Here is a 21,379-nt window from a genome sequence, read left to right on the forward strand (position 1 = left end):
TATTATTCGTTGGTGACGGCTTCGATTTCCGCCAGCGAGGTGATTCCCTGCTTCACCTTGAGCAGACCGGCATGGCGCAGATCGACCATGCCCTCCTGGCGCGCCAGATCGGCGATATCTACCGCCGTGCCGTTTTTCATGATAAGCCGAGTCATGGCATCGGTGATGGGCATCACCTCATAAATGCCCACCCGCCCGCGGTAGCCCGAATCGCGGCACTCGCGGCACCCCACCGGGCCATACGCCTGCCAGCTGCCGTCCAGTTCCTCCTCTCGGTAGCCGGCACGCAGCAAGGCCTCCCGCGGGATGTCCATCGGCTTCTTGCAGTGATTGCACAGACGTCTGGCCAGACGCTGTGCCATGATCAGCAGCACCGAACTGGCCACGTTGAACGGCGCCACCCCCATGTTCAGCAACCGCGTCAGCGTGGCGGGAGCGTTGTTGGTGTGCAGCGTGGAAAACACCATGTGACCGGTCTGCGCCGCCTTGATGGCGATATCGGCGGTCTCGAAGTCGCGTATCTCGCCCACCATGATCACGTCCGGGTCCTGGCGCAGAAAGGCCTTCAGCGCGGACGAGAAGGTCAAGCCGGCACGCTCGTTGACGTTGACCTGGTTGATCCCCGGCAGGTTGATTTCGACCGGGTCCTCCGCCGTGGAGATATTGGTGTCCGGTTTGTTGAGGATGTTCAGGCAGGTATACAACGACACCGTCTTGCCGCTGCCGGTCGGGCCGGTGACCAGCACCATGCCGTAGGGTCGGGCGATGGCCTCCAGCAGCATGGCCTTCTGCTCCGGCTCGAACCCCAACTGCTCGATATTCAGCGTGGCCGCCGACTGGTCGAGGATACGCATCACGATCTTCTCGCCGAACAGCGTCGGCAGCGTGCTGACCCGGAAATCGATGGCACGCGTCTTGGACAGCACCAGCTTCAAGCGCCCATCCTGCGGCACGCGCTTCTCGGAAATATCCAGCCGCGAGATCACCTTGATGCGCGAAGCGATCTTCTCCTTCAACAGCAAGGGCGGCTGTGCCACTTCCTTGAGCACGCCGTCGACCCGGTAGCGGATGCGGTAGTATTTCTCGTACGGCTCGAAATGAACGTCCGACGCGCCGCCGTTGATCGCATCCAGCAACACCTTGTGGATGAACTTGACTACCGGCGCATCGTCCACCTCGGTCTGGGCGACGGTTTTTTCCGGCTCGGCATCCGGGTCGGCGAACTCCAGGTCACCGAAATCCTCGTCCACCAACGCCTTGATCGCAGCGGTCCCGTCAGTCTTGTAACTGCCGATCAGCTTGCCCAGCTTGTCGTCCTCCACCACCACCACCTCGACTGACAAACTGGTCTTGAAGGTGATGGCGTGGAAGGCCGAGGTCTGGGTCGGATCGGACGTGCCAATGAACAGCCGGCTGCCTCGCTTGTAGAGCGGCAACAAGCGGCGGCTGCCGATCAACTCCTCGTCGACAAGGCCCTGCGGTAGCTGCTCGGGCTCGACGGCGGCCAGATCCAGCAATGGAAAGCCGAAGACCTGCGAGGCAAAGGTCGCCACCTCCAGCGCCGTCATTTTCTTGCTGAGGATGAGCTGCTCGACGAAACTGATCGATGAGCTTTGCGCTTGGCGCTGGATCGCCTCGGCGTCCTGCAGCAGCAGGCTGTTGTGTTGCACCAGGGCACGGCCGAGGCCGGAAACGCCTGCAGAAACTTCCATAACGTTCCTTGTTCGAACGACGCGATCATCTGCCCGCTCATCGTCACCACCTACCCGCAGCACGATGACAGCGGCACACTCCGGACTGTAGCGCAAATCCACCCGGCCTGCATGAAACGGCCAGGAGAAAGGCACGACCAGTACGCCGCTCACTCAGGCAATCAAGCAAGATCCGGCGAGCCGTGGTCGATGGCATTCTACGCAAGCAATAGGCATGAAAAAAGGCCGCTTGCGCGGCCTTTTCGGCAATCTGTAAGGGCTTACAGATTAGAAGGAGTGAACGGCGTTCACACCGAAGGCGCGGATGTCATCCGAGGAGCCGCCGTCGAAGTTCAGCTTGCCATACTGGGCGCCCAGCACGGTGCGCTTGGACAGGGCGTAGTCAACGCCAACCACGTACTGCTTGTAACCGGTGTCGGACTCTTTGTCGCCGTCAACCTTTACGTCCCAGCCCTTGGCCAGCGACAGTTTCGGGGTCAGCGCGCCCATGGTGTAGGCCACGGTCAGCACGGCTTCGCGGTCCTTGACTTCGTCGCCAGCAACTGCGGAACCAATGTTGAAGGCAAGAGAGTCGCCAGCAGCAGTCACGTAGCTCTTGGTCTGCTGGTAGCCCACGGCCACCAGCAGGTTGTTGGCGCTGTAGCCGGCTTCTACGCGGTGGCTCTGGTTGTCCTTGTCAGCGGCCGGATTTTGGCTGTTCTGACGGAGGTAGCTGTACTTGGCGAAGAAGGCGTCGAACTTGTAGCCCAGGCCCAGGTTCCAGGTATCCTTGTTCACACCAGCGGTTTCGTCAGCGCCGTACAACACGGTGGCGTTGAAGCCAGCGAATTCCGGGCTGTCGTAACGCACGGCGTTGTTTACGCGGCCGTCGTTGCGGGTGAAGGTCCCCAGACCCATGGCATTGTTGCCGTACTCGTACGGGTCAACGTCTTCCATGTCGGAGTTCTGGAAGGTGCTCAGACGGCCGAACTTCACCTTACCGAAGTCGCCTTGGAAGCCCAAGAAGCTGTCACGCGACGCCCAAGTACCGCCAGCGGCGCCCTTGTCGTCGATCGACACCTTCTGCTCGACCTGCCAGATGGCCTTCAGGCCGTTGCCCAGATCTTCGGAGCCCTTGAAACCGATACGAGTGCCGATATCGTCGATGCGGTTAACGGAGGAAGAGTCGCCTTCCTTCACGTTTTCCACACCCATCTTGATCTTGCCGTACAGGGTCACGTCGGCCATGGCGGCAACCGGCAGGGCGGCCAGAGCAACAGCGATCAGCTTTTTGTTCATCGCGTTCTTCCTTGTTTAAGTCAGTTGGGTTTGTCCGGTTCCAGGCCGCCTTGAGAGCAGGCCGGTCCGAACATTTCTGCACCACCGATTACTTCCGGCGATTTCTGTCGAGACTATAAATCTGGCGTTGCGAAAATACAAAATCGCGTTGCAAACCCATCAAGTCCGGTTTGACGGGCATGCAACAAAAAACAGCAAGTCATTGTTTTTATTTAAAAAATAAGGAACGTGACTTTGTTGTCAATTTGCCACAATGCCACCAGTTATGACAAAAACTGTTGCAAAAAAGTCACTCCATGCATTCCCGGCCGTGGCGATGAGCACATGGCATCCGGATCAAAGAGACGACAAAATAGCACCATCCCCTCCTAACCCTTCCCTGCCATGACGACCACTTCCTTGTGCTGGTTCCGCCGCGACCTGCGCCTTGACGACCACGCGGCCATACACGCTGCCTTGCGCCACAGCGAGCGGGTGATCTGCGTGTTCGTGTTCGACCGCGACATCCTGGAGGGTCTGCCACGACAGGACCGCCGGGTGGACTTCATCTGGCATGCGCTCGTCGAACTGAAGCAGGCCTTGCGCCAGTGCGGCAGCGATCTGGTGGTGAGCCATGGCCGGGCTGTCGAGGACATTCCGGCACTGGCACGGGAATACGGCGCCGGCACGGTCTGGGCCAGCCGCGACTGCGAGCCGGCCGCCCGTCAGCGCGATGAGGAGGTTGCCGCCGAACTGGCACGGCACAGCATTCGGCTGAAAACGGTCAAGGACCGGGTTATTTTCGAACAGGACGAAGTGTTGAACGGCAGCGGCAAGCCTTATACCGTCTTCACTCCGTATCGCAACGCCTGGCTGAAAAAACTCACCCCGTTTTATCTACAGGCCTATCCCAGCACACATTACCTGGATAGGCTGGCGAAACTGGACGAAACACCTCTGCCCACCCTGGCCGAATTGGGATTTGCCGACAGTGGACTGAAGCGATTAGGCATCCACCCCGGCATGTCGGGCGCCGCAACCTTGTTCTCCGACTTCGCCCAACGCATCGACCGTTACCAGCAATGGCGCGACTTCCCTGCCGCCAAGGGGGTGTCGTATCTGTCGGCCCACCTGCGTTTCGGCACCATCTCGATCCGGCAACTGGCACAGTTTGCCTGGCAGCAAGGCAATGCCGGCGCTCTGAAGTGGCTTGACGAACTGATCTGGCGCGAGTTCTACCAGCAACTGCTGTGGCATTACCCACGGGTAGCAGAGGAAAGCTTCAAGCCGGAATACCGCCAGCTCGCCTTTCCCAACGATGAAGATCTGTTCGCCGCCTGGTGCAGAGGGCGCACCGGTTACCCTCTGATCGATGCAGCAATGCGCCAACTGGAATACAGCGGTTACATGCACAACCGGCTGCGCATGGTGACGGCCAGCTTTCTGGTGAAGGACCTGCTGATCGACTGGCGTTGGGGAGAGCGCCATTTCGCCGAAAAGCTGATCGACTACGATCTGGCCGCCAACAACGGCGGCTGGCAGTGGGCCGCCTCGACCGGCTGCGATGCCCAGCCGTGGTTCCGCATCTTCAACCCGGTGGCCCAATCACAGAAATTCGACCCGGAGGGCAAGTTCATCCGCCGTTATCTGCCCGAGCTGGCCGGGCTCGACAACAAAGCCATCCATGCCCCATGGCAGGCCAAGATGCTGCCTCCGGGATTCAGGCTGGGGCATGATTATCCTGCACCAATCGTCGACCACTCCGTGCAACGGGAGAAAGCACTGGTGCTGTTCGGGCAGCGCCACAAAGCATGAACGCCCCGGGCGGGGCATTCCAGCAAGAACGAGGCGGGCTATTGCCTGGGCGGCATGACTGGCTTGACCGCCGGTCTGGCCGGAGCAGCCAGAGTCGCCCCCGGTTTGGCTTGCGTCGCCATGCCATTGCCGGTAACTGCAATGTCCTGGCGCAGTTTTTCCAGGGTCTTGTCGCCGATACCCGACACGTTCTTCAACTCGTCGACACTCCTGAACGGCCCCTGCTTGGTCCGGTAGTCCAGAATCGCCTTGGCCTTGGCCGGACCGATGCCGTTGAGCGACTCGAGTTCCTGCTGCGAAGCGGTATTAAGGTTAATGGCCGCCATGGCCGAGGAGCAAAATACCAGCAGGCTGGTGAGAATGAGCAGCAACTTCTTCATATCGACGCCTTAGGTGCACGAATAAGGGAGAACCGCCGCCAATATGACAAACAATTGTCAGCGATGCAAAACCAGTTCGAGCACCACCTTACTGCCGATATAGGCAAACATCAGCGCCACAAATCCAATCAGCGTCCAGCGCACGGCCAGCTTGCCACGCCAGCCATAGAACTTGCGCCCCAGTAGCAGCGCACCGAACAAGCCCCACGCGATGATGGAAAACACGATCTTGTGCGACCATGCCACCGGCTTGCCGAATACCTCCTCGGAGAACACCACGCCGCTGAGCAGACTCGCGGTCAGTAGCAAAAAACCCACACCCAGCACTTGGAACATCATGGTTTCCAGCGACAGCAGCGGCGGCAGCTGGCGCACCAGGCTCATCCAGCGTTTGTCGTGCAGCGCCTTGTCCAGGGCCAGCATCAGCACCGCCACCAGCGCACCGATGGCGAGCAGGCTATAGGCGAGCATCGAGACCAGGATGTGCATCAGCAAGGCGGGGTTGGACAGGTCGCCGAGCAGATGCTGACCGGGAAACACCAGGCTGAAGACCAGCGTCACCACCGCCAGCGGCATCATGAACAGCTGCAAGCCCTCCACCCGGTAGAAAAAGCCGCAGGTCCAATAGATCAACAGCATCAGCCACACCAGCACCGACAGTGCCCGGCCAACCCCGAGCGACAACAGCGCCCCTTCCCGCAACGGCCCCATCACCGCCATGGCGTGCAGCAACAGCAAAAAACCCAGCAGCATGTGCTCGCGACGGGGGTGGCGCGGCAGGATGCCGACGCCACGCCAATGCCCGATGAAATGCCAGGAAAACGCACCGTAGGCCAGAATCAGAAGCAAGGTGATGACGAGCAGAAAACTGGTCATGAAGTAATTGCACTCGTGAACCGGGCGCAAGCCCGATGGGTCGTGTAAAATGAGCAGTTTGAAAGTCTACACCAAGCTGCCCATCGTTGGCAGGCAGAAGGACGCCCCATGCTTGATAACCTTACCAACCGCCTGTCCGGCGTCATCAAGAACCTGCGCGGCCAGGCTCGCCTGACCGACTCCAACATCCAGGACGCGATGCGCGAAGTCCGCATGGCGCTGCTGGAAGCGGACGTCGCCCTGCCGGTGGTCAAGACCTTCATCAGCCACGTCAAGGAGCGCGCCCTCGGCCAGGAAGTGATGGGCAGCCTGACCCCGGGCCAGGCCCTGGTCGGCGTGGTCAACGAAGAACTGACCCGATTGATGGGCGAGAAGAACGATGCGCTGAACCTGGCCGCCGTTCCGCCCGCCATCGTGCTGATGGCCGGCCTGCAAGGTGCCGGTAAGACCACCACGGTTGGCAAGCTCGCCAAGCTGCTGAAAGAAACGCAGAAGAAGAAAGTGCTGGTGGTATCGGCCGACGTCTATCGCCCGGCCGCCATCGAGCAGCTCAAGACTCTGGCCGGCCAGATCGGCGTGGAGTGGTTCCCCTCCGACGGCACGCAAAAGCCGGAGGCGATCGCCCGCGCCGCCGTCGACCACGCCAAGCGCCATTTCTTCGACGTGCTGATGGTGGACACCGCCGGCCGCCTGGCGATCGACGATGCCATGATGCAGGAAATCAAGGCCCTGCACGCCGCACTCAATCCGATCGAAACGCTGTTCGTGGTCGACGCCATGCAAGGCCAGGACGCCGTCAACACCGCCCAGGCCTTCAACGAGGCACTGCCGCTCACCGGCGTGATCCTGACCAAGATGGACGGCGACGCCCGCGGGGGGGCCGCGCTGTCGGTGCGGCACGTCACCGGCAAGCCGATCAAGTTCATCGGCGTCGGCGAGAAACTGACCGGCCTCGAGCCCTTCCATCCCGAGCGCATGGCCAGCCGTATTCTCGGCATGGGCGACGTGCTCAGCCTGATCGAAGAGGTCCAGAAGGGCATCGACCAGGATGAAGCCGCCAAGATGGCCAAGAAGCTCAAGTCGGGCAAGGGCTTCGACCTGGAAGACTTCAAGGCGCAGATGCAGCAGATGAAGAAGATGGGCGGCATGGCCAATTTGCTGGAGAAAATGCCGGGGCAGCTCGGCCAGATGGCCAAGGGGGTGCAGGGCGCCGAAGCCGAAAAATCGATGCGCCGCATCGAGGGCATCATCAACTCGATGACCCCGGAAGAACGCCGCAAACCGGAGCTGCTCAAGGCCAGCCGCAAGCGCCGCATTGCCGCCGGTTCGGGCGTGACGGTGCAGGAAGTCAACCGCCTGCTGAACCAGTTCGAACAGACCCAGAAGATGATGAAGCAGTTCTCGTCCAAGGGCGGGCTGATGAAGATGATGCGCGGCATGAAGGGCATGCTGCCCGGCGGCATGTAACACGAGCAGAACACGGAATCCCCATGCACTACGATGTGGTCGTCCTGACCGAAAGCCGCTATCTCGCCCCCAACGAGGCCGACTGGTATACCCGCCAGGTACACACCGAGGACGGTCTGGTGATGCGCGCCCTGGAGCGACAGGGATTCACCGTCGCCCGCCTCGACTGGGCCGACCCCGACATGGACTGGAGCCGGACGCGCGCGGCGCTGTTTCGCACCACCTGGGACTACTTCGACCGCTACGCCGAGTTCACCCCGTGGCTGCAGCGCACCAGCGCCCAGACCCGGCTGTTCAACGAGGCCGCACTGATCCGCTGGAACATCGACAAGCATTATCTCGGCGCCCTGGCAGAAAAGGATATCAACATCGTGCCGACGCTCTACATTGAAAAGGGCGACAAGCGTTCGCTGCTCAACGTGGTCGAGAGCACCGGCTGGGACGAACTGATCCTGAAGCCGGTTGTCTCAGGAGCGGCGCGGCATACTTACCGCTTTCACCACACCGACAGCGCCGAGCTGGAATGCAGCTACGGCGAGCTGATCGAACAGGAAGCGATGATGCTGCAGCCGTTCCAGCGCAATGTGCTCGAGCAGGGGGAAACCTCGCTGATGATCATCGATGGCCGCTACACCCACGCCATCCGCAAGACCCCCAAGTCCGGCGACTTCCGGGTGCAGGACGACCACGGCGGCCAGGTGCACGACTACACGCCGAGCCAGGAGGAGATTACCTTCGCTGAAGCGGCCGTCGCCGCGGTGCCGTTCGACGTGCTGTACGCCCGCGTCGACACGATCCGCGACAACGACGGCCAACTGGCCATCATGGAACTGGAAATGATCGAGCCGGAGCTGTTCTTCCGTTTTCACCCGGAAGCCGCCGACCGGCTGGCCGAAGGCGTGGCTCGCCGCCTGCGCGGTTGAGCCGTGGCCGCTCTTTTATCTTTTTGTACTGAAACCGCCGGGCAACCGGCACACACGCTTGGAAATACCTCGTCATGAATCTGACCACGCTGACCGCCCTGAGCCCTCTCGATGGCCGCTATGCCAACCAGGCCGAACCGCTGCGCTCCCTGTTCTCCGAGTACGGCCTGATGAAGTTCCGCATCAAGGTAGAGCTGGAGTGGCTGAAAATGCTGGCTGCCGAGCCGGGCATCGAAGAGGTCAAGCCGTTCTCCGAAGCGACCCTGCGCGAAATCGATGACGTCATCGCCAACTTCAACGTCGAGCACGGTGAAGAGATCAAGGCCATCGAAGCCCGCACCAACCACGACGTGAAGGCCATCGAGTACTGGCTGAAAGAGCGCCTGTCCGGCAATCCGGAAGTGATGGCTGCCAGCGAGTTCATCCACTTCGCCTGCACCTCGGAAGACATCAACAACCTGTCGCACGCCCTGATGCTGAAGACGGCGCGCAACACCGTGGTGCTGCCGGCTCTCGACAGCGTGATCCAGCGCCTGCAGAACCTGGCGCACGAACTGGCCGCCGTGCCGATGATGAGCCGCACCCACGGCCAGCCGGCCACGCCGTCCACCATGGGCAAGGAACTGGCCAACGTGGTGTACCGCCTGAGCCGCCAGCGCGAACAACTGGTCAAGCAGGAAATCCTCGGCAAGATCAACGGCGCCGTCGGCAACTACAACGCCCACCAGATCGCCTACCCGAACGTCGACTGGGAAAGCCTGTGCGGCCGCTTCGTGACCGGCCTCGGCCTCACCTTCAATCCCTACACCATCCAGATCGAGCCGCACGACTACATGGCCGAGCTCTATCAGACCATGGGCCGCGTCAACACCATCCTGATCGACCTCAACCGCGACGTCTGGGGCTATATCTCGCTTGGCTTCTTCAAGCAGAAGGTGAAGAAGGACGAAGTGGGCAGCTCGACCATGCCGCACAAGGTCAACCCGATCGACTTCGAAAACTCCGAGGGTAACCTCGGCATGGCCAACGCCGTACTCGGCTTCATGGCCGAGAAGCTGCCGATCTCGCGCTGGCAGCGTGACCTGACCGACTCCACCGTGCTGCGCAACATGGGCGTCGGCTTCGGCTACACCCTGCTCGGCTTCAACGCCTGCCTGCGCGGCCTGAACAAGCTGGAAATCAACCCGGCCGCCCTGGCTGCCGACCTGGACTCCAGCTGGGAATTGCTGGCCGAGCCGATCCAGACCGTGATGCGCCGCTACGGCATCGCCAACCCGTACGAGCAGCTCAAGGAGCTGACTCGCGGCAAGGACGGCATCACCCGCGACACCCTGTCCGCCTTCATCAAGGGCCTGGACATTCCGGAGCAGGAGAAAACCCGCCTGCTGGAACTGACCCCTGCCAGCTACATCGGCAAGGCGGTGGAACTGGCCAAGCGCATCTGACGCCGTCCAGCCCCATCCAGCAAGACGCGCCACCAAGCCGGTGGCGCGTTTTTTATGAGCGCCTGGTCCAGACCGAATTGGCACTGGAACAGTGATTCGAGCCAAAAAGAAAGGCCCCGTTGGGAAACGTGGGCCTGAAGTGACTTGGAAGAAATAATACGACAAGCAAAACGCACCGAACTGGGGCGCTGGAAATGGAAAAACCAGAGCGATTGCTCTGGTTTTCTGAATTCTGGTTGCGGGGGCAGGATTTGAACCTACGACCTTCGGGTTATGAGCCCGACGAGCTACCAGACTGCTCCACCCCGCGTCTGAAGAAATGCATAATACTGACTATATTTGTCCGCGTCAAGAGCTGGGCGCAATTATCGGCAGCAAGACGCGCTCAAGCCACCCAGCCTACCCAGCCCATTTGCCACGTCAGCAGGATCAGCACGCCGAAAGCGATACGGTACCAGGCGAACGCATTGAAATTATGGCCGGAGACATAGCGGATCAAGCCGCGCACCGCCAGGAAGGCACTGAAAAAGGCCGCGACGAAACCCACGGCAAATACCGGCGCATCGCTAAGGACGAACAGCTCGCGATGCTTGTACACATCGTAGATGGTCGCCGCGAACATGGTCGGCACCGCCAGGAAAAAGGAAAACTCGGTGGCCACCTTGCGATCGAGGCCGAACAACATGCCGCCGATGATAGTGGCACCAGAGCGCGAGGTCCCCGGAATCAGGGCAAACACCTGCGCCATCCCCACCTTGAGAGCATCCCGCCAGGTCATCGCGTCCACGCTATGCACCTGGGCCTTATACTCCCTGCGCTCGACCAGCAGGATCACCAAGCCACCAACAATGAACGCCAGCGCCACGCTGACCGCGTTGAACAGGTAGAGCTTGATCACCTTGATGAACAGAAAGCCGATGAGGGCGGCGGGCAAAAAGGCCAGCAGCAGATTGACGACAAACCTCTGTGCCGAAGCCTCCTTTCCGAAATTTGCCGCAACACCGAGAAAACGTGTCCGGTATTCCCAGACCACCGCCAGAATGGCACCCAGTTGGATCACCACCTCGAACACCGTGCTGGTCTCGGTATGGAAATTGATCAAGTCCCCAGCCACGATCAAATGCCCGGTACTGGAGATCGGGAGAAACTCGGTCAATCCTTCGACAACTCCCATCAGCAGCGCCTTGACTAACAACAGCACATCCACGATAAAACCTTTCGACTTTTGATATCAGGGTAAAGCAAGACACTGTTTCGTATGTATCACGCAACCCATCAGCGGAAATCCGGGCATAACGGCATCACTCCAGTCTTTGAAGCAATCGCCAAGACGCCGGTTATGAGAAGCCACGCAGGGCTTCCACACGCAACTCAGCAAAGCCAAAAACAAAGGCAGCCATGCTGCCTTTGCCTGTTAGCAGAAACGTAATCCCCTTACTTTTTCATTTCCCGGCTCGCCTTGGCAATCAGCTCATCCACCACCTGCAACAGTCGTGCCGGCTCGGCAGCCATGGTAGCGTACTTGCCGGCGACCACGATGGTCGGCGTGCCCTCGATGCGATAGTCGCGCGTGATCTTGGTGGCCCGGGCCACCTGGGCATTGATGCCGAACGACTTATAGGTCGCCATGAAGGCTTTGGTATCGATGCCGGGCTGGGTAGCCAGCCATTTGCTCATTTCGGCCTCGTTGGCCAGGTTAACCTTTTTCTCCACCATCGCACTCAGCGCGGACGCATGAAGCTTGTCCAAGGTCCGGGTGGCATTGAAAGTGGCAAACAGACGCGCCAAACCTTCCATCTGCTTGTCCCAGACGATCTGCTCGCGGCGGAAGCTGACATTGGCCGGCAGTTTCTTGCTCCACGCCGTCAGCGCCGGATCGAGATGAAAGCAATGGATGCAATGGTAGGAGAAAAACTCGATCACCTCCACCTTGCCGGGAGTCGCCACCGGCTGCGGATTGGCCAGCACCGTGTAATCCTTGCCAAGCTCGATCGCGGCATTGGCCAGGGAACTGACCAGCAACAGCCCGACAAGCAACCACTTCTTCATGTTATCCCCTTGTAAAATCAATTACCCGACTTGACGACAGCGCCATTCAAGCCGTCCTGCTTGAGCTGGGCACGAACTCGCTCCAGATCCTCCTGACGCGTGAACGGCCCGACCCGGACTCGATGCACCAGCCCTTTTTCTGGAATGGTGACGGACTGTATCGAGGCTTCGACACCCAGCATGGCCAAGCGGGCTTTCAGATTGTCGGCCTCGTCTTCATTCTGGAAGGCGCCCAATTGCAAGTAGGACTTTTGAACCACGGCCGGGGCGGAAGGTTCCCCATTCTTGGCCGACTTCTCATTCTCGCTGGGGACGGCATCTAACTGCCCCGGAAGAATCTTGTAAAAATCGAAACGCTGCTCGTCCTGACTCTTGGCGGGGGCAACCGGCTTGGCAGCCGGAGCTGCCGCAGAGGGCGGCACGGCCGGCTGAGCAGCGGGAGCGGATGATGCCGCCGACAACTCGGCGATCTTACTCCCCGGTGACAACAAGGCAGGTTCGGACGCCTGAGCAGCCGGCTTCTGGCCCGGTTTGCCAGGCGTCGCAAATGGCGAGGCGGAGCGATTGAGATACATGGCCAGACCGACAGCGACAGCCACCCCGACGATCAACCCGATGACAATGCCAGCCATCAAGCCGCCACCGCCACTACGCGCGGCACCGGACGGCTTGCGGCGCGAAGAAGATGAAGAAGAAGAAGAAGAACGGGAAGAATGTTTCAAATCAAGGTTACCCATGGGCACGGAGATGCATCATGCAATCGCCACATTATCCAATAATTAAGACCACTACGTCGAAAAGCTCAGCCATTTGGCAAGCCGGCGCGACGCAGTTGTACCGCCTGCAACACTTCCTTGCGCGAAATGCGTTCCGCCCCCTTCAAATCTGCAATCGTTCTGGCCACACGCAGGATGCGATGGTAACTGCGTGCGGAAAGATGGAGCCGCTCTAACACCTGGAGCAAGGTTTCCAGAGCCGAGGCCTCGGCCAAGGCATGCTGATCGAGCTCGGCACCGGACAGGTCGGCATTCGCCTTCCCCTGCCGTGCCAACTGCCTGCGGCGGGCAGCGATCACCCGCTCGCGCACCGCTGCACTCGCCTCGCCCTGCTCCTGGCTTGTCAGTTCGTCCGACGACAGCGTCGGCACTTCGATATGCATGTCGATCCTGTCGAGCAAGGGGCCGGAGATTTTACCGCGATATCGGGCAATCTGCTCCGGCGTGCACTGACAGCGGCCGGAATGATGCCCGAGATAGCCGCAAGGGCAGGGATTCATTGCCGCCACGAGTTGAAAACGGGCAGGGAAAGTCGCTTGCCGGGCGGCACGGGAGATATGGATCATGCCGTTTTCCAGAGGTTCCCGCAGCACCTCCAGCACACGACGGTCGAATTCCGGCAGTTCGTCCAGAAACAACACCCCTCGATGAGCCAGACTGATCTCCCCGGGACGGGGCTCGGATCCACCCCCGACCAAGGCCACGGCAGAGGCCGTGTGATGGGGCGAGCGAAATGGCCGGGCGCGCCAGGCCTGTGCCGAGAAGCCTTGCGACCCCAATGACTGGACGGCCGCCGTTTCCAGCGCCTCGTCATCCTGCATCGGGGGCAATATCCCGGGCAAACGGCAAGCCAGCATCGATTTTCCTGTCCCTGGCGGGCCGATCAGCAGCAGGCTGTGGCCTCCTGCTGCCGCAATCTCCAGCGCCTCGCGGGCCGCCCCCTGCCCTTTGACGTCGCCAAGGTCGGGATAACACAACGAGGCAGCGGTGGTTTCGGGCTGCGCAATGGGCAAGCGCTGCAAACCGTTCAGATGGGCGCACACGTCAAGCAGTGTCTCGGCCGAATACACCGTGGCACCGGAAACCAGAGCAGCTTCGGCCGCGCAGGATGCGGGAAGCACGAAAGCCCGTCCGGCACGCCGGGCATGGCACATCATCGCCAAGGCACCCCGAATCGCACGCAGCTGACCGCTCAGCGCCAGCTCACCGGCGAATTCGTAACCGGCCAGCGAGTCGCCCCGCACCTGGCCGGAAGCGACGAGGATACCGATGGCAATCGGCAGGTCGAACCGACCGGAATCCTTCGGCAGATCGGCCGGGGCCAGATTCACGGTGATCTTCCGCGCGGGAAACGTGAACCCCGAGGTCAGGATGGCGGCACGGACCCTGTCGCGGCTTTCCTTTACCTCGGTATCCGGCAGACCGACGATGGCAAACGCCGGCAGTCCGTTGGCCATATGCACTTCGACGGAGACTTCGGAAGCCTCCATGCCGGACAAGGCCCGGCTATGTACGACAGCCAACGTCATCGGCGGAACTTCAGGAGTGACCGAGGGAGGCTTGCGTGTCGACCTGTTCGGCCGCCTTATCCGGGAACACCGCCGCTTCCAGCGCCGCCAGGCGAGCCTCCATCTGCTCCAGTTTCTCGCGGGTTCGCAGCAGGACCTCCTGCTGGACGTCGAATTCTTCGCGGGTGACCAGATCCATGCGGGAGAACGTCGACGCCATCATGGCCTTGACGTTCTTTTCGACATCCTTGACCGGGCTGGCCGCAATGGTCTCGCTGATCTTGGCGGTGATTTCTTCAAACAATTTCTGGCTCAACATCTGAGTCCTCCTTGACTGCGTCATGTTGCATAGGCTTGAGTGTAGCAAAAAGGATTTACTGCTGCAGCGTTGGGCAACCGCACAGAATTGGTGCACCACCGGACCTTCAACCGCGCCAAGACGGTGCCAAGCCGGGCAACTGCCCCATTCTCGCGCCACTACACAGCCGCCAATCCATGCCATGACCTCCCTGGCCGGGTTGGCACGAAACCTGCTTACCTTGAGGCACAGTAGCAAAAAACGATTCGGATACGTCAGAAAGGAATGCACATGAAACTGGTCACAGCCATTATCAAGCCGTTCAAGCTTGACGAAGTGCGTGAAGGCCTCTCCTCCATCGGTGTTCAAGGCATTACCGTGACCGAGGTGAAAGGCTTCGGACGCCAGAAAGGTCATACCGAGCTGTATCGTGGGGCGGAGTACGTAGTCGACTTCTTGCCTAAAGTGAAACTGGAAATCGCCATCGACGACGCCTTGCTGGATCAAGTGGTGGAAGCAATCGAGAAGTCCGCCCGCACCGGCAAGATCGGCGATGGCAAGATCTTCGTGTTCGACCTGCAGCAAGTCGTACGCATCCGTACCGGCGAAACCGGTGCCGATGCCGTCTAATCCATAACGGAACAGAAGGGGAATGCCAATGAAAAGGAATCTGGTCACACTGGGCTCACTCGCCCTGCTCTCCTCCCTGCCGGCACTCGCCGCAGATGGACCGACTCTGGTTGCAGCCTCCACCATCAGCGGCGGAGACACCGCCTGGATGATGACCTCGACGGCGTTGGTGTTGTTCATGACCATCCCCGGACTCGCCCTGTTCTACGGCGGCATGGTCCGCAAGAAAAACGTGCTGGCGACGCTGATGCAGAGCTTTGCCATCTGCGCCCTGATGACCGTGCTGTGGACCGTCATCGGCTACAGCCTGACGTTTACGCCGGGCAACTCGCTGATCGGTGGTTTCGACCGCGTGCTGATGGAAGGACTGACCTTCCTGAAGGATCAGGGCAAGCTGACCGTCAATCCGCTGGCCCCGACCATTCCGGAGCCGGTGTTCATGATGTTCCAGATGACCTTCTTCATCATCACCCCCGCTCTGATTACCGGCGCCTTCGCTGAGCGCATGAAGTTTTCCGCCATGATGGTGTTCATGGCTCTGTGGGCTCTGCTGGTCTATGTGCCGGTTGCTCACTGGGTATGGGCTCCGGGCGGCTGGATGTTTGACAAGGGCGTCCTCGACTTTGCCGGCGGCACCGTGGTGCACATCAATGCCGGTGTAGCCGGCCTGGTAGCCGCCTTGGTGCTGGGCAAGCGCGTCGGCTTCGGCAAGGAAGCGATGGCGCCGCACAACCTGGTGCTGACCCTGATTGGTGCATCCATGCTGTGGGTGGGCTGGTTCGGCTTCAACGCCGGTTCCGCCGTAGCCGCGGACGGCCGCGCCGGCATGGCCATGATGGTGACTCAGATCGCCACCGGCATGGCAGCGCTGGCCTGGATGAGCGCCGAATGGATCGCCAAGGGCAAACCGTCGGTACTGGGCATCGCCTCCGGTGCCGTGGCCGGCCTGGTAGCCATCACTCCGGCAGCTGGTTTCGTGGACGCCAAGGGCGCCCTGGCCATCGGCCTGATCGCCGGCGTCGTGTGCTACTGGGGCGCCACCGGCCTGAAACACGCCCTGAAGTATGACGACTCGCTCGACGCCTTCGGCGTACATGGTGTCGGCGGTATCGTCGGCGCCCTGCTCACCGGCGTGTTCGCGGTGAAAGACATCGGCGGCGTCGAAGGCAGCCTCGCCACCCAGGCGCTCGGTGTCGTAGCGACTGCGGTGTACTGCGGCATCGCCAGCTTTGTCCTGCTGAAGATCATCGATCTGGTCATCGGCCTGCGCGTCTCCAGCGAAGAGGAACGCGAAGGTCTGGATGTGGCTCTCCACGGCGAACGCGTGGAGTAAGACAAAAGATCAGCAAGTTGTCTTGTTGTGGTAAGGGACTTGGGGGCGCTGCGGCGCCCCATTTTTTTGCATACGCCCTCCCCATGAACAAAAGCCAGCACGAGGCTGGCTTTTGTTCATGGGGTAATGCGAAACAGCACTATTACTTGACGATGCGCAAGCTGGGACGCCCGGTGGAGCGGGAGGAGGAGTCCGCCCCCTGCCCGGCTTCCCCACCCTGGCCTTCTACCGGTTTCAACGTCGGAGAGGATTCAGCATTCCCCGCTGATTCAGGGGGAGCCTCCACTTCGAAGCCCATCCCCTCTCCCGTCTCCCGGGCGAAGATGGACATGACGTTGCCGACCGGAATCCAGATGTCGCGCGCCACCCCGCCAAAGCGGGCCGAAAACGAAATCCAGTCGTTATCGATCTTGAGCCCCTTGCAGGCCGTGTGCGCGATGTTGAGCACGATTTCGTTGTTCTTGACGAACTCGCGCGGCACCGAAGTCTGCTCGGTAACCCACACCACGATATACGGGGTATGCCCGTTATCGGTACACCACTCGTGCAAGGCACGGATCAGGTAAGGCTTGGTTGAAGAGCTCATAGCTGCCCTTACTTGCGCATGGCCTTTTCGGACGGAGTCAGCGAGTCGATGAAGGACTGACGCTGGAAGATCCGTTCGGCATATTTGAGAATCGGCGCGGCGCTCTTGCCCAGATCGATGTTGTAGTGCTCCAGACGCCACATCAGCGGGGCGATGGCCACGTCGATCATGGAGAACTCCTCGCCCAGCATGAACTTCTGCTTGGCAAAGATAGGGGCGATCATGATCAGGCCATCACGAATGGCATCACGCGCCTTGGCGGCTTCCTTGCCGGTGGCACCGGCTTCCAGCGTCTTGACGTGGCAGAACAACTCCTGCTCGAAGCGGAACAGGAACAGACGTGCCCGAGCGCGCATCACCGGATCGGCCGGCATCAGCTGCGGGTGCGGGAAGCGCTCGTCGATGTATTCGTTGATGATGTTCGATTCGTGCAGGATCAAATCGCGCTCGACCAGCACCGGCACCTCGTTGTACGGGTTCATCACCGCGAGATCTTCGGGCTTGTTGTGGACATCCACATCAATGATCTCGAAATCCATTCCCTTTTCATACAATACGATGCGGCAACGCTGGCTGAACGGGCAGGTGATACCGGAGTACAAGGTCATCATGGCTAAAAGCGCATCCTTTTGATTGGCAACAATTGTCAAGTTTACCATTTTGCCACTACGCTTTTCCAGTTTTAGCCGTTAAGCTCCTGTTTGAAAAAGAAAAAGGGCGGGATCAACCCCGCCCTCGGTTTCGGTCAAGCGTCAGACTCAGTGCACGTCTTTCCAGTATTCCTTCTTCAGGAAGTACGCCAGCGGCAGCAGCAGCAAGCCGAGGAACATCAGCACCACGTAACCGATCTGGTGACGCTTCACCTGCACCGGCTCGGCCATGTACACCAGGTAGTTGGTCAGGTCGGCCATGCGGCGGTCGTATTCCACCGTGTTGGCCTTGCCGTTTTCCAGCTTGGTCATGGTGCCGGCCTTGACCAGCTCGAGCTGATGCTCTTCATGACCGCCCTCGCCCTTGACGGTCTTCAGCATCTGGTCGCCCTGCCACTCCCAGAAGATGTGCGGCATGCCGGCACCGGGGAACACCAGGTTGTTCCAGCCGGTAGGACGAGTCTCGTCACGATAGAAGCCACGCATGTAGGAGTACAGGTAGTCGGCCCCACGCGAGCGTGCGATCACCGACAGATCCGGCGGCGCGGCACCGAGCCACACCTTGGCATCCTTCACCTTCATCGCGATGCTCATGGTGTCGCCGATCTTGGTATCCGGCGGCAGCAAGTTGTCCTTGATCTGCTGCTCGCTCAAGCCGATGTCCATCAGCCTGTTGAAGCGCATGGCGTTGGCCGAGTGGCACGACAGACAGTAGTTGGTGAAGATCTGGGCGCCGCGTTGCAGCGACTCGGTATCCTGGATATCGATCGGCGCCTTGTCGAGCTTCACTCCCCCTTCGGAGGCCACGGCGGCCCCCAACGGCAGCATGAACGCGGCCGCGGCGATCAGATGACGGATTTTGGTTTTCATATGAGTCATCCCCCTCGTTACACGTTCATGGCAAACAGCGTTGCGCCGGCGATGGTCACCGCCACCAGCACCAGGAAACGAATCTGACGCTTGGCGTTGGTCTCGGTGACGCGGGTCGGCACCGGCTCGCTGCCTACGTCGTTCTTGGTGTAGATCGGCATGCCCAGGAAGAAGGCAAAGTAGACGGCGGACAGCACCTGGGCGATCACGGTACGGGTGTTGGTGGACGGCATCGCCCCCAGGATACCCAGGCCGATGAAGGCGATGATGAACAGGGTCAGCATGAACTTGAACTTCGGACCACGGTAACGGATCGACTTCACCGGCGACTTGTCCAGCCACGGCAGGAAGGCGATCAGCACCACGGCGGCCCCCATGCCCAGCACGCCCCACACCTGGGTGCCAAGGAAGGACGGGATGGCGCGCAGGATGGCGTAGAACGGCGTGAAGTACCAGACCGGCGCAATGTGCGGCGGGGTTTTCAGCGGGTCGGCCGGGTCGAAGTTCGGGTGTTCGAGGAAGTAACCGCCCATCTCCGGCATGAAGAACACGATAGCGGAGAACACGATCAGGAACACCACCACGCCCAGCACGTCCTTGACGGTGTAGTACGGGTGGAACGGAATGCCGTCGAGCGGGATGCCGGTCTTCGGGTCCTTGTTCTTCTTGATCTCGACGCCGTCCGGGTTGTTGGAGCCGACCTCGTGCAGGGCCACCAGGTGAGCCACCACCAGCGCCAGCAGCACCAGCGGCACGGCAATCACGTGCAGCGCGAAGAAGCGGTTCAGCGTGACATCGGACACGACGTAGTCGCCACGGATCCACACCGACAGGTCAGGACCGATCACCGGAATGGAACCGAACAGGTTCACGATCACCTGGGCGCCCCAGAACGACATCTGGCCCCACGGCAGCAGGTAGCCCATGAAGGCTTCGGCCATCAGGCACAGGAAGATCAGCGAGCCGAACACCCAGATCAGTTCGCGCGGCTGCTTGTACGAACCGTAGATCAGGCCGCGGAACATGTGCAGGTAGACCACCACGAAGAACATCGAGGCGCCGGTGGAGTGCATGTAGCGGATGATCCAGCCGCCGGCCACGTCGCGCATGATGTACTCGACGGACAGGAAGGCCAGGTTGGCGTCCGGCTTGTAGTTCATCGTCAGGAAGATGCCGGTGACGATCTGGATCACCAGCACCAGCATGGCCAGACTGCCGAAGAAGTACCAGAAGTTGAAGTTTTTGGGCGCATAGTATTCGGTGATGTGCGCCTTCATGGTGGACGACAGCGGGAAGCGTTCGTCCACCCAGTTCAGAATGCTTTGTCCTTTGCTCATTTTTCGCCCTCAGCTTATTTGTCTTCGCCAATCAGGAGGCGGGTATCGGACAGATACTTGTGCGGCGGGATCTCCAGGTTCTTCGGTGCCGGGACACCCTGGAAGACTCGGGCCGCCAGGTCGAACTTGGAGCCGTGACAGGGGCAGTAGAAGCCACCCAGCCAGTCCGGGCCGAGGTCGGCCGGAGCCAGATCCGGACGGTAGGTCGGCGAACAGCCCAAGTGGGTACAGATACCCACGGCGACGAGGATCTCCGGCTTGATCGAACGGTATTCGTTCTTGCAATAGGGCGGCTGCTGCTCGACTTCCGACTTGGGATCGAGTAGTTTAGGATCGTTCTTGGGCAGGTTTTTCAGCTGCTCCGGCGTACGGGAAAGAACCCATACCGGCTTGCCGCGCCATTCGACGTTGATCTTCTGGCCCGGTTCCAGCTTGCTGATGTCGACCTCGACCGGCGCCCCCGCCGCCTTGGCCCTCTCGGACGGGAAGAAACTCATCAGAAATGGCGTGGCCACCCCGGCCACCGCCACACCACCAACCGCGCTGGTTGCTACCGTCAGGAAACGACGGCGCCCCGCATCGACGTGTTGCTCACTCATTACAGTCATCCTCAAACGTGGAAACCGAGCTCAAATCCTGCCGATTTTACCCGATTACCGGCAAGGACTTGAAGCGGCGATGCAAATTAATTGCGCAAGTTCCACCTCCCCACGTCAGACCGGATTGGCCACATCGATAAAAACCACACTAACATCATGATTATTTGAGAGCCACGCTCCCAAAGCTCGGATCCCATAGCGTTCGGTCGCATGATGCCCCGCAGCAACAAAAGCCACGTCATACTCCAAAGCCATATGATGTTGCTGCTCCGACACCTCGCCGGTCACGAACGCATCGACGCCCAGCGCCACGGCCTCAGCAAAATAGCCCTGCGCCCCACCGGTACACCAGGCCACGCGCCGCACCGGCTTGTCCGGTCGCCCCAGCAGCAGGGCCTCGCGCCCGAGTTTCTCCCCGGTGGCGCGGACAAACTCGTCGGCACGTTGCGGAACCGGCACGCTGCCGTACCACAACAGCCCCTGATCACCCGACTGGCCCTCGACCTGCCAACCTAGCTCTCGCGCCAACTGCGCGTTATTGCCCAGTTCCGGATGGGCGTCGAGCGGTAGATGGTAAGCCAGCAGGCTGATGTCGTGCGCCAGCAGACTTTGCAGGCGGCGCTTCTTGATCCCGACCAGGCGCGGGTCTTCGTTCTTCCAGAAATAGCCGTGATGCACCAAGATGGCGTCAGCCTGCTGCGCGATGGCGGCATCGATCAGTGCCTGCGACGCGGTCACCCCGGTAACGATGGTACGTACCTCGGCCCTGCCCTCGACCTGCAAGCCATTGGGGGCATAATCCTTGAAACGCCAGGGCTCCAGTTGCGCATCCAGTACGCGCTGCAATTCGCTCAGTTGCATGGGTCTT

21 protein-coding genes and 1 tRNA gene are annotated in these 21,379 nt (G+C 60.5%); 6 read left to right on the top strand and 16 right to left on the bottom strand.

Features of this window, described 5'->3' with window-relative positions; translation table 11 throughout:
* Window positions 1-2: 2 nt before the first annotated feature.
* Window positions 3-1,712, bottom strand: a complete 1,710-nt coding sequence (gene pilB / locus PSEMAI1_RS0117090; RefSeq protein WP_024304038.1) for a type IV-A pilus assembly ATPase PilB — start codon at window positions 1,710-1,712, stop codon at window positions 3-5.
* A gap of 267 nt (window positions 1,713-1,979) precedes the next feature.
* Entirely contained in the window at window positions 1,980-2,990 is a 1,011-nt protein-coding gene (locus tag PSEMAI1_RS0117095; protein WP_024304039.1) for a porin, read from the bottom strand.
* A gap of 384 nt (window positions 2,991-3,374) precedes the next feature.
* Here PSEMAI1_RS0117095 and PSEMAI1_RS0117100 point away from each other — a divergent pair, with 384 nt between their 5' ends.
* Window positions 3,375-4,784 (top strand): deoxyribodipyrimidine photo-lyase, encoded by a 1,410-nt coding sequence (locus tag PSEMAI1_RS0117100; protein WP_024304040.1) that lies wholly within the window; start codon window positions 3,375-3,377, stop codon window positions 4,782-4,784.
* A 38-nt stretch (window positions 4,785-4,822) separates the two neighbouring features.
* On the opposite strand, the gene PSEMAI1_RS0117105 is transcribed toward PSEMAI1_RS0117100, so the two are convergent.
* The gene (locus PSEMAI1_RS0117105; protein ID WP_024304041.1) at window positions 4,823-5,164 is read right to left on the bottom strand and encodes a ComEA family DNA-binding protein; all 342 of its coding nucleotides are present in this window, start codon (window positions 5,162-5,164) and stop codon (window positions 4,823-4,825) included.
* Window positions 5,165-5,221: 57 nt separating this feature from the next.
* Window positions 5,222-6,040, bottom strand: coding sequence for an inner membrane protein YpjD (locus tag PSEMAI1_RS0117110; protein ID WP_024304042.1), 819 nt, complete (start codon window positions 6,038-6,040; stop codon window positions 5,222-5,224).
* 108 nt (window positions 6,041-6,148) lie between these two features.
* Between PSEMAI1_RS0117110 and ffh the strand changes: the two genes are divergently transcribed.
* The 3 genes from ffh to purB all read left to right on the top strand — a co-directional run bounded on the left by ffh (window position 6,149) and on the right by purB (window position 9,875).
* Entirely contained in the window at window positions 6,149-7,507 is a 1,359-nt protein-coding gene (gene ffh, locus PSEMAI1_RS0117115; RefSeq protein WP_024304043.1) for a signal recognition particle protein, read from the top strand.
* 23 nt (window positions 7,508-7,530) lie between these two features.
* Complete coding sequence (locus PSEMAI1_RS0117120; RefSeq protein ID WP_024304044.1) at window positions 7,531-8,430, top strand: RimK family alpha-L-glutamate ligase; 900 nt, start codon at window positions 7,531-7,533, stop codon at window positions 8,428-8,430.
* A 74-nt stretch (window positions 8,431-8,504) separates the two neighbouring features.
* Complete coding sequence (gene purB, locus PSEMAI1_RS0117125) at window positions 8,505-9,875, top strand: adenylosuccinate lyase (protein ID WP_024304045.1); 1,371 nt, start codon at window positions 8,505-8,507, stop codon at window positions 9,873-9,875.
* Between the two features lie 233 nt (window positions 9,876-10,108).
* On the opposite strand, the gene PSEMAI1_RS0117130 is transcribed toward purB, so the two are convergent.
* The 6 genes from PSEMAI1_RS0117130 to PSEMAI1_RS0117155 all read right to left on the bottom strand — a co-directional run bounded on the left by PSEMAI1_RS0117130 (window position 10,109) and on the right by PSEMAI1_RS0117155 (window position 14,527).
* Window positions 10,109-10,185: transfer RNA gene (locus PSEMAI1_RS0117130), tRNA-Met, on the bottom strand.
* 75 nt (window positions 10,186-10,260) lie between these two features.
* On the bottom strand, window positions 10,261-11,082 hold the full coding sequence (locus tag PSEMAI1_RS0117135) for an undecaprenyl-diphosphate phosphatase (RefSeq protein WP_024304046.1): 822 nt from the start codon (window positions 11,080-11,082) through the stop codon (window positions 10,261-10,263).
* Between the two features lie 227 nt (window positions 11,083-11,309).
* On the bottom strand, window positions 11,310-11,924 hold the full coding sequence (locus tag PSEMAI1_RS0117140) for a thiol:disulfide interchange protein DsbA/DsbL (protein ID WP_024304047.1): 615 nt from the start codon (window positions 11,922-11,924) through the stop codon (window positions 11,310-11,312).
* A 17-nt stretch (window positions 11,925-11,941) separates the two neighbouring features.
* Window positions 11,942-12,661, bottom strand: coding sequence for an SPOR domain-containing protein (locus PSEMAI1_RS0117145; protein ID WP_024304048.1), 720 nt, complete (start codon window positions 12,659-12,661; stop codon window positions 11,942-11,944).
* Window positions 12,662-12,726: 65 nt separating this feature from the next.
* Window positions 12,727-14,229: a YifB family Mg chelatase-like AAA ATPase gene (locus PSEMAI1_RS0117150; RefSeq protein WP_024304049.1), complete on the bottom strand. Its 1,503-nt coding sequence runs from the start codon at window positions 14,227-14,229 to the stop codon at window positions 12,727-12,729.
* A gap of 10 nt (window positions 14,230-14,239) precedes the next feature.
* Window positions 14,240-14,527 (bottom strand): accessory factor UbiK family protein, encoded by a 288-nt coding sequence (locus PSEMAI1_RS0117155; RefSeq protein ID WP_024304050.1) that lies wholly within the window; start codon window positions 14,525-14,527, stop codon window positions 14,240-14,242.
* A 270-nt stretch (window positions 14,528-14,797) separates the two neighbouring features.
* Between PSEMAI1_RS0117155 and glnK the strand changes: the two genes are divergently transcribed.
* Both glnK and PSEMAI1_RS0117165 read left to right on the top strand, forming a co-directional pair.
* Window positions 14,798-15,136 (top strand): P-II family nitrogen regulator, encoded by a 339-nt coding sequence (gene glnK, locus PSEMAI1_RS0117160; protein WP_008952462.1) that lies wholly within the window; start codon window positions 14,798-14,800, stop codon window positions 15,134-15,136.
* A gap of 28 nt (window positions 15,137-15,164) precedes the next feature.
* On the top strand, window positions 15,165-16,469 hold the full coding sequence (locus tag PSEMAI1_RS0117165; RefSeq protein ID WP_024304051.1) for an ammonium transporter: 1,305 nt from the start codon (window positions 15,165-15,167) through the stop codon (window positions 16,467-16,469).
* Between the two features lie 142 nt (window positions 16,470-16,611).
* Here PSEMAI1_RS0117165 and PSEMAI1_RS0117170 read toward each other — a convergent pair whose 3' ends face one another.
* The 6 genes from PSEMAI1_RS0117170 to PSEMAI1_RS0117195 all read right to left on the bottom strand — a co-directional run bounded on the left by PSEMAI1_RS0117170 (window position 16,612) and on the right by PSEMAI1_RS0117195 (window position 21,372).
* Window positions 16,612-17,055: a ClpXP protease specificity-enhancing factor gene (locus PSEMAI1_RS0117170; RefSeq protein ID WP_024304052.1), complete on the bottom strand. Its 444-nt coding sequence runs from the start codon at window positions 17,053-17,055 to the stop codon at window positions 16,612-16,614.
* 8 nt (window positions 17,056-17,063) lie between these two features.
* Window positions 17,064-17,666, bottom strand: a complete 603-nt coding sequence (locus PSEMAI1_RS0117175; RefSeq protein WP_024304053.1) for a glutathione S-transferase N-terminal domain-containing protein — start codon at window positions 17,664-17,666, stop codon at window positions 17,064-17,066.
* 147 nt (window positions 17,667-17,813) lie between these two features.
* Window positions 17,814-18,575 carry a cytochrome c1 gene (locus PSEMAI1_RS0117180; RefSeq protein WP_024304054.1) on the bottom strand — a complete coding sequence of 254 codons (762 nt, stop codon included), beginning with the start codon at window positions 18,573-18,575 and terminating at the stop codon, window positions 17,814-17,816.
* Window positions 18,576-18,592: 17 nt separating this feature from the next.
* Window positions 18,593-19,912: a cytochrome bc complex cytochrome b subunit gene (locus tag PSEMAI1_RS0117185; RefSeq protein WP_024304055.1), complete on the bottom strand. Its 1,320-nt coding sequence runs from the start codon at window positions 19,910-19,912 to the stop codon at window positions 18,593-18,595.
* A gap of 14 nt (window positions 19,913-19,926) precedes the next feature.
* Window positions 19,927-20,511, bottom strand: a complete 585-nt coding sequence (petA, locus tag PSEMAI1_RS0117190; RefSeq protein WP_024304056.1) for a ubiquinol-cytochrome c reductase iron-sulfur subunit — start codon at window positions 20,509-20,511, stop codon at window positions 19,927-19,929.
* 114 nt (window positions 20,512-20,625) lie between these two features.
* On the bottom strand, window positions 20,626-21,372 hold the full coding sequence (locus PSEMAI1_RS0117195) for a Nif3-like dinuclear metal center hexameric protein (protein ID WP_024304057.1): 747 nt from the start codon (window positions 21,370-21,372) through the stop codon (window positions 20,626-20,628).
* Window positions 21,373-21,379 lie beyond the last annotated feature (7 nt).

It is taken from the genome of Pseudogulbenkiania sp. MAI-1, assembly GCF_000527175.1.
Lineage (GTDB): Bacteria > Pseudomonadota > Gammaproteobacteria > Burkholderiales > Chromobacteriaceae > Pseudogulbenkiania.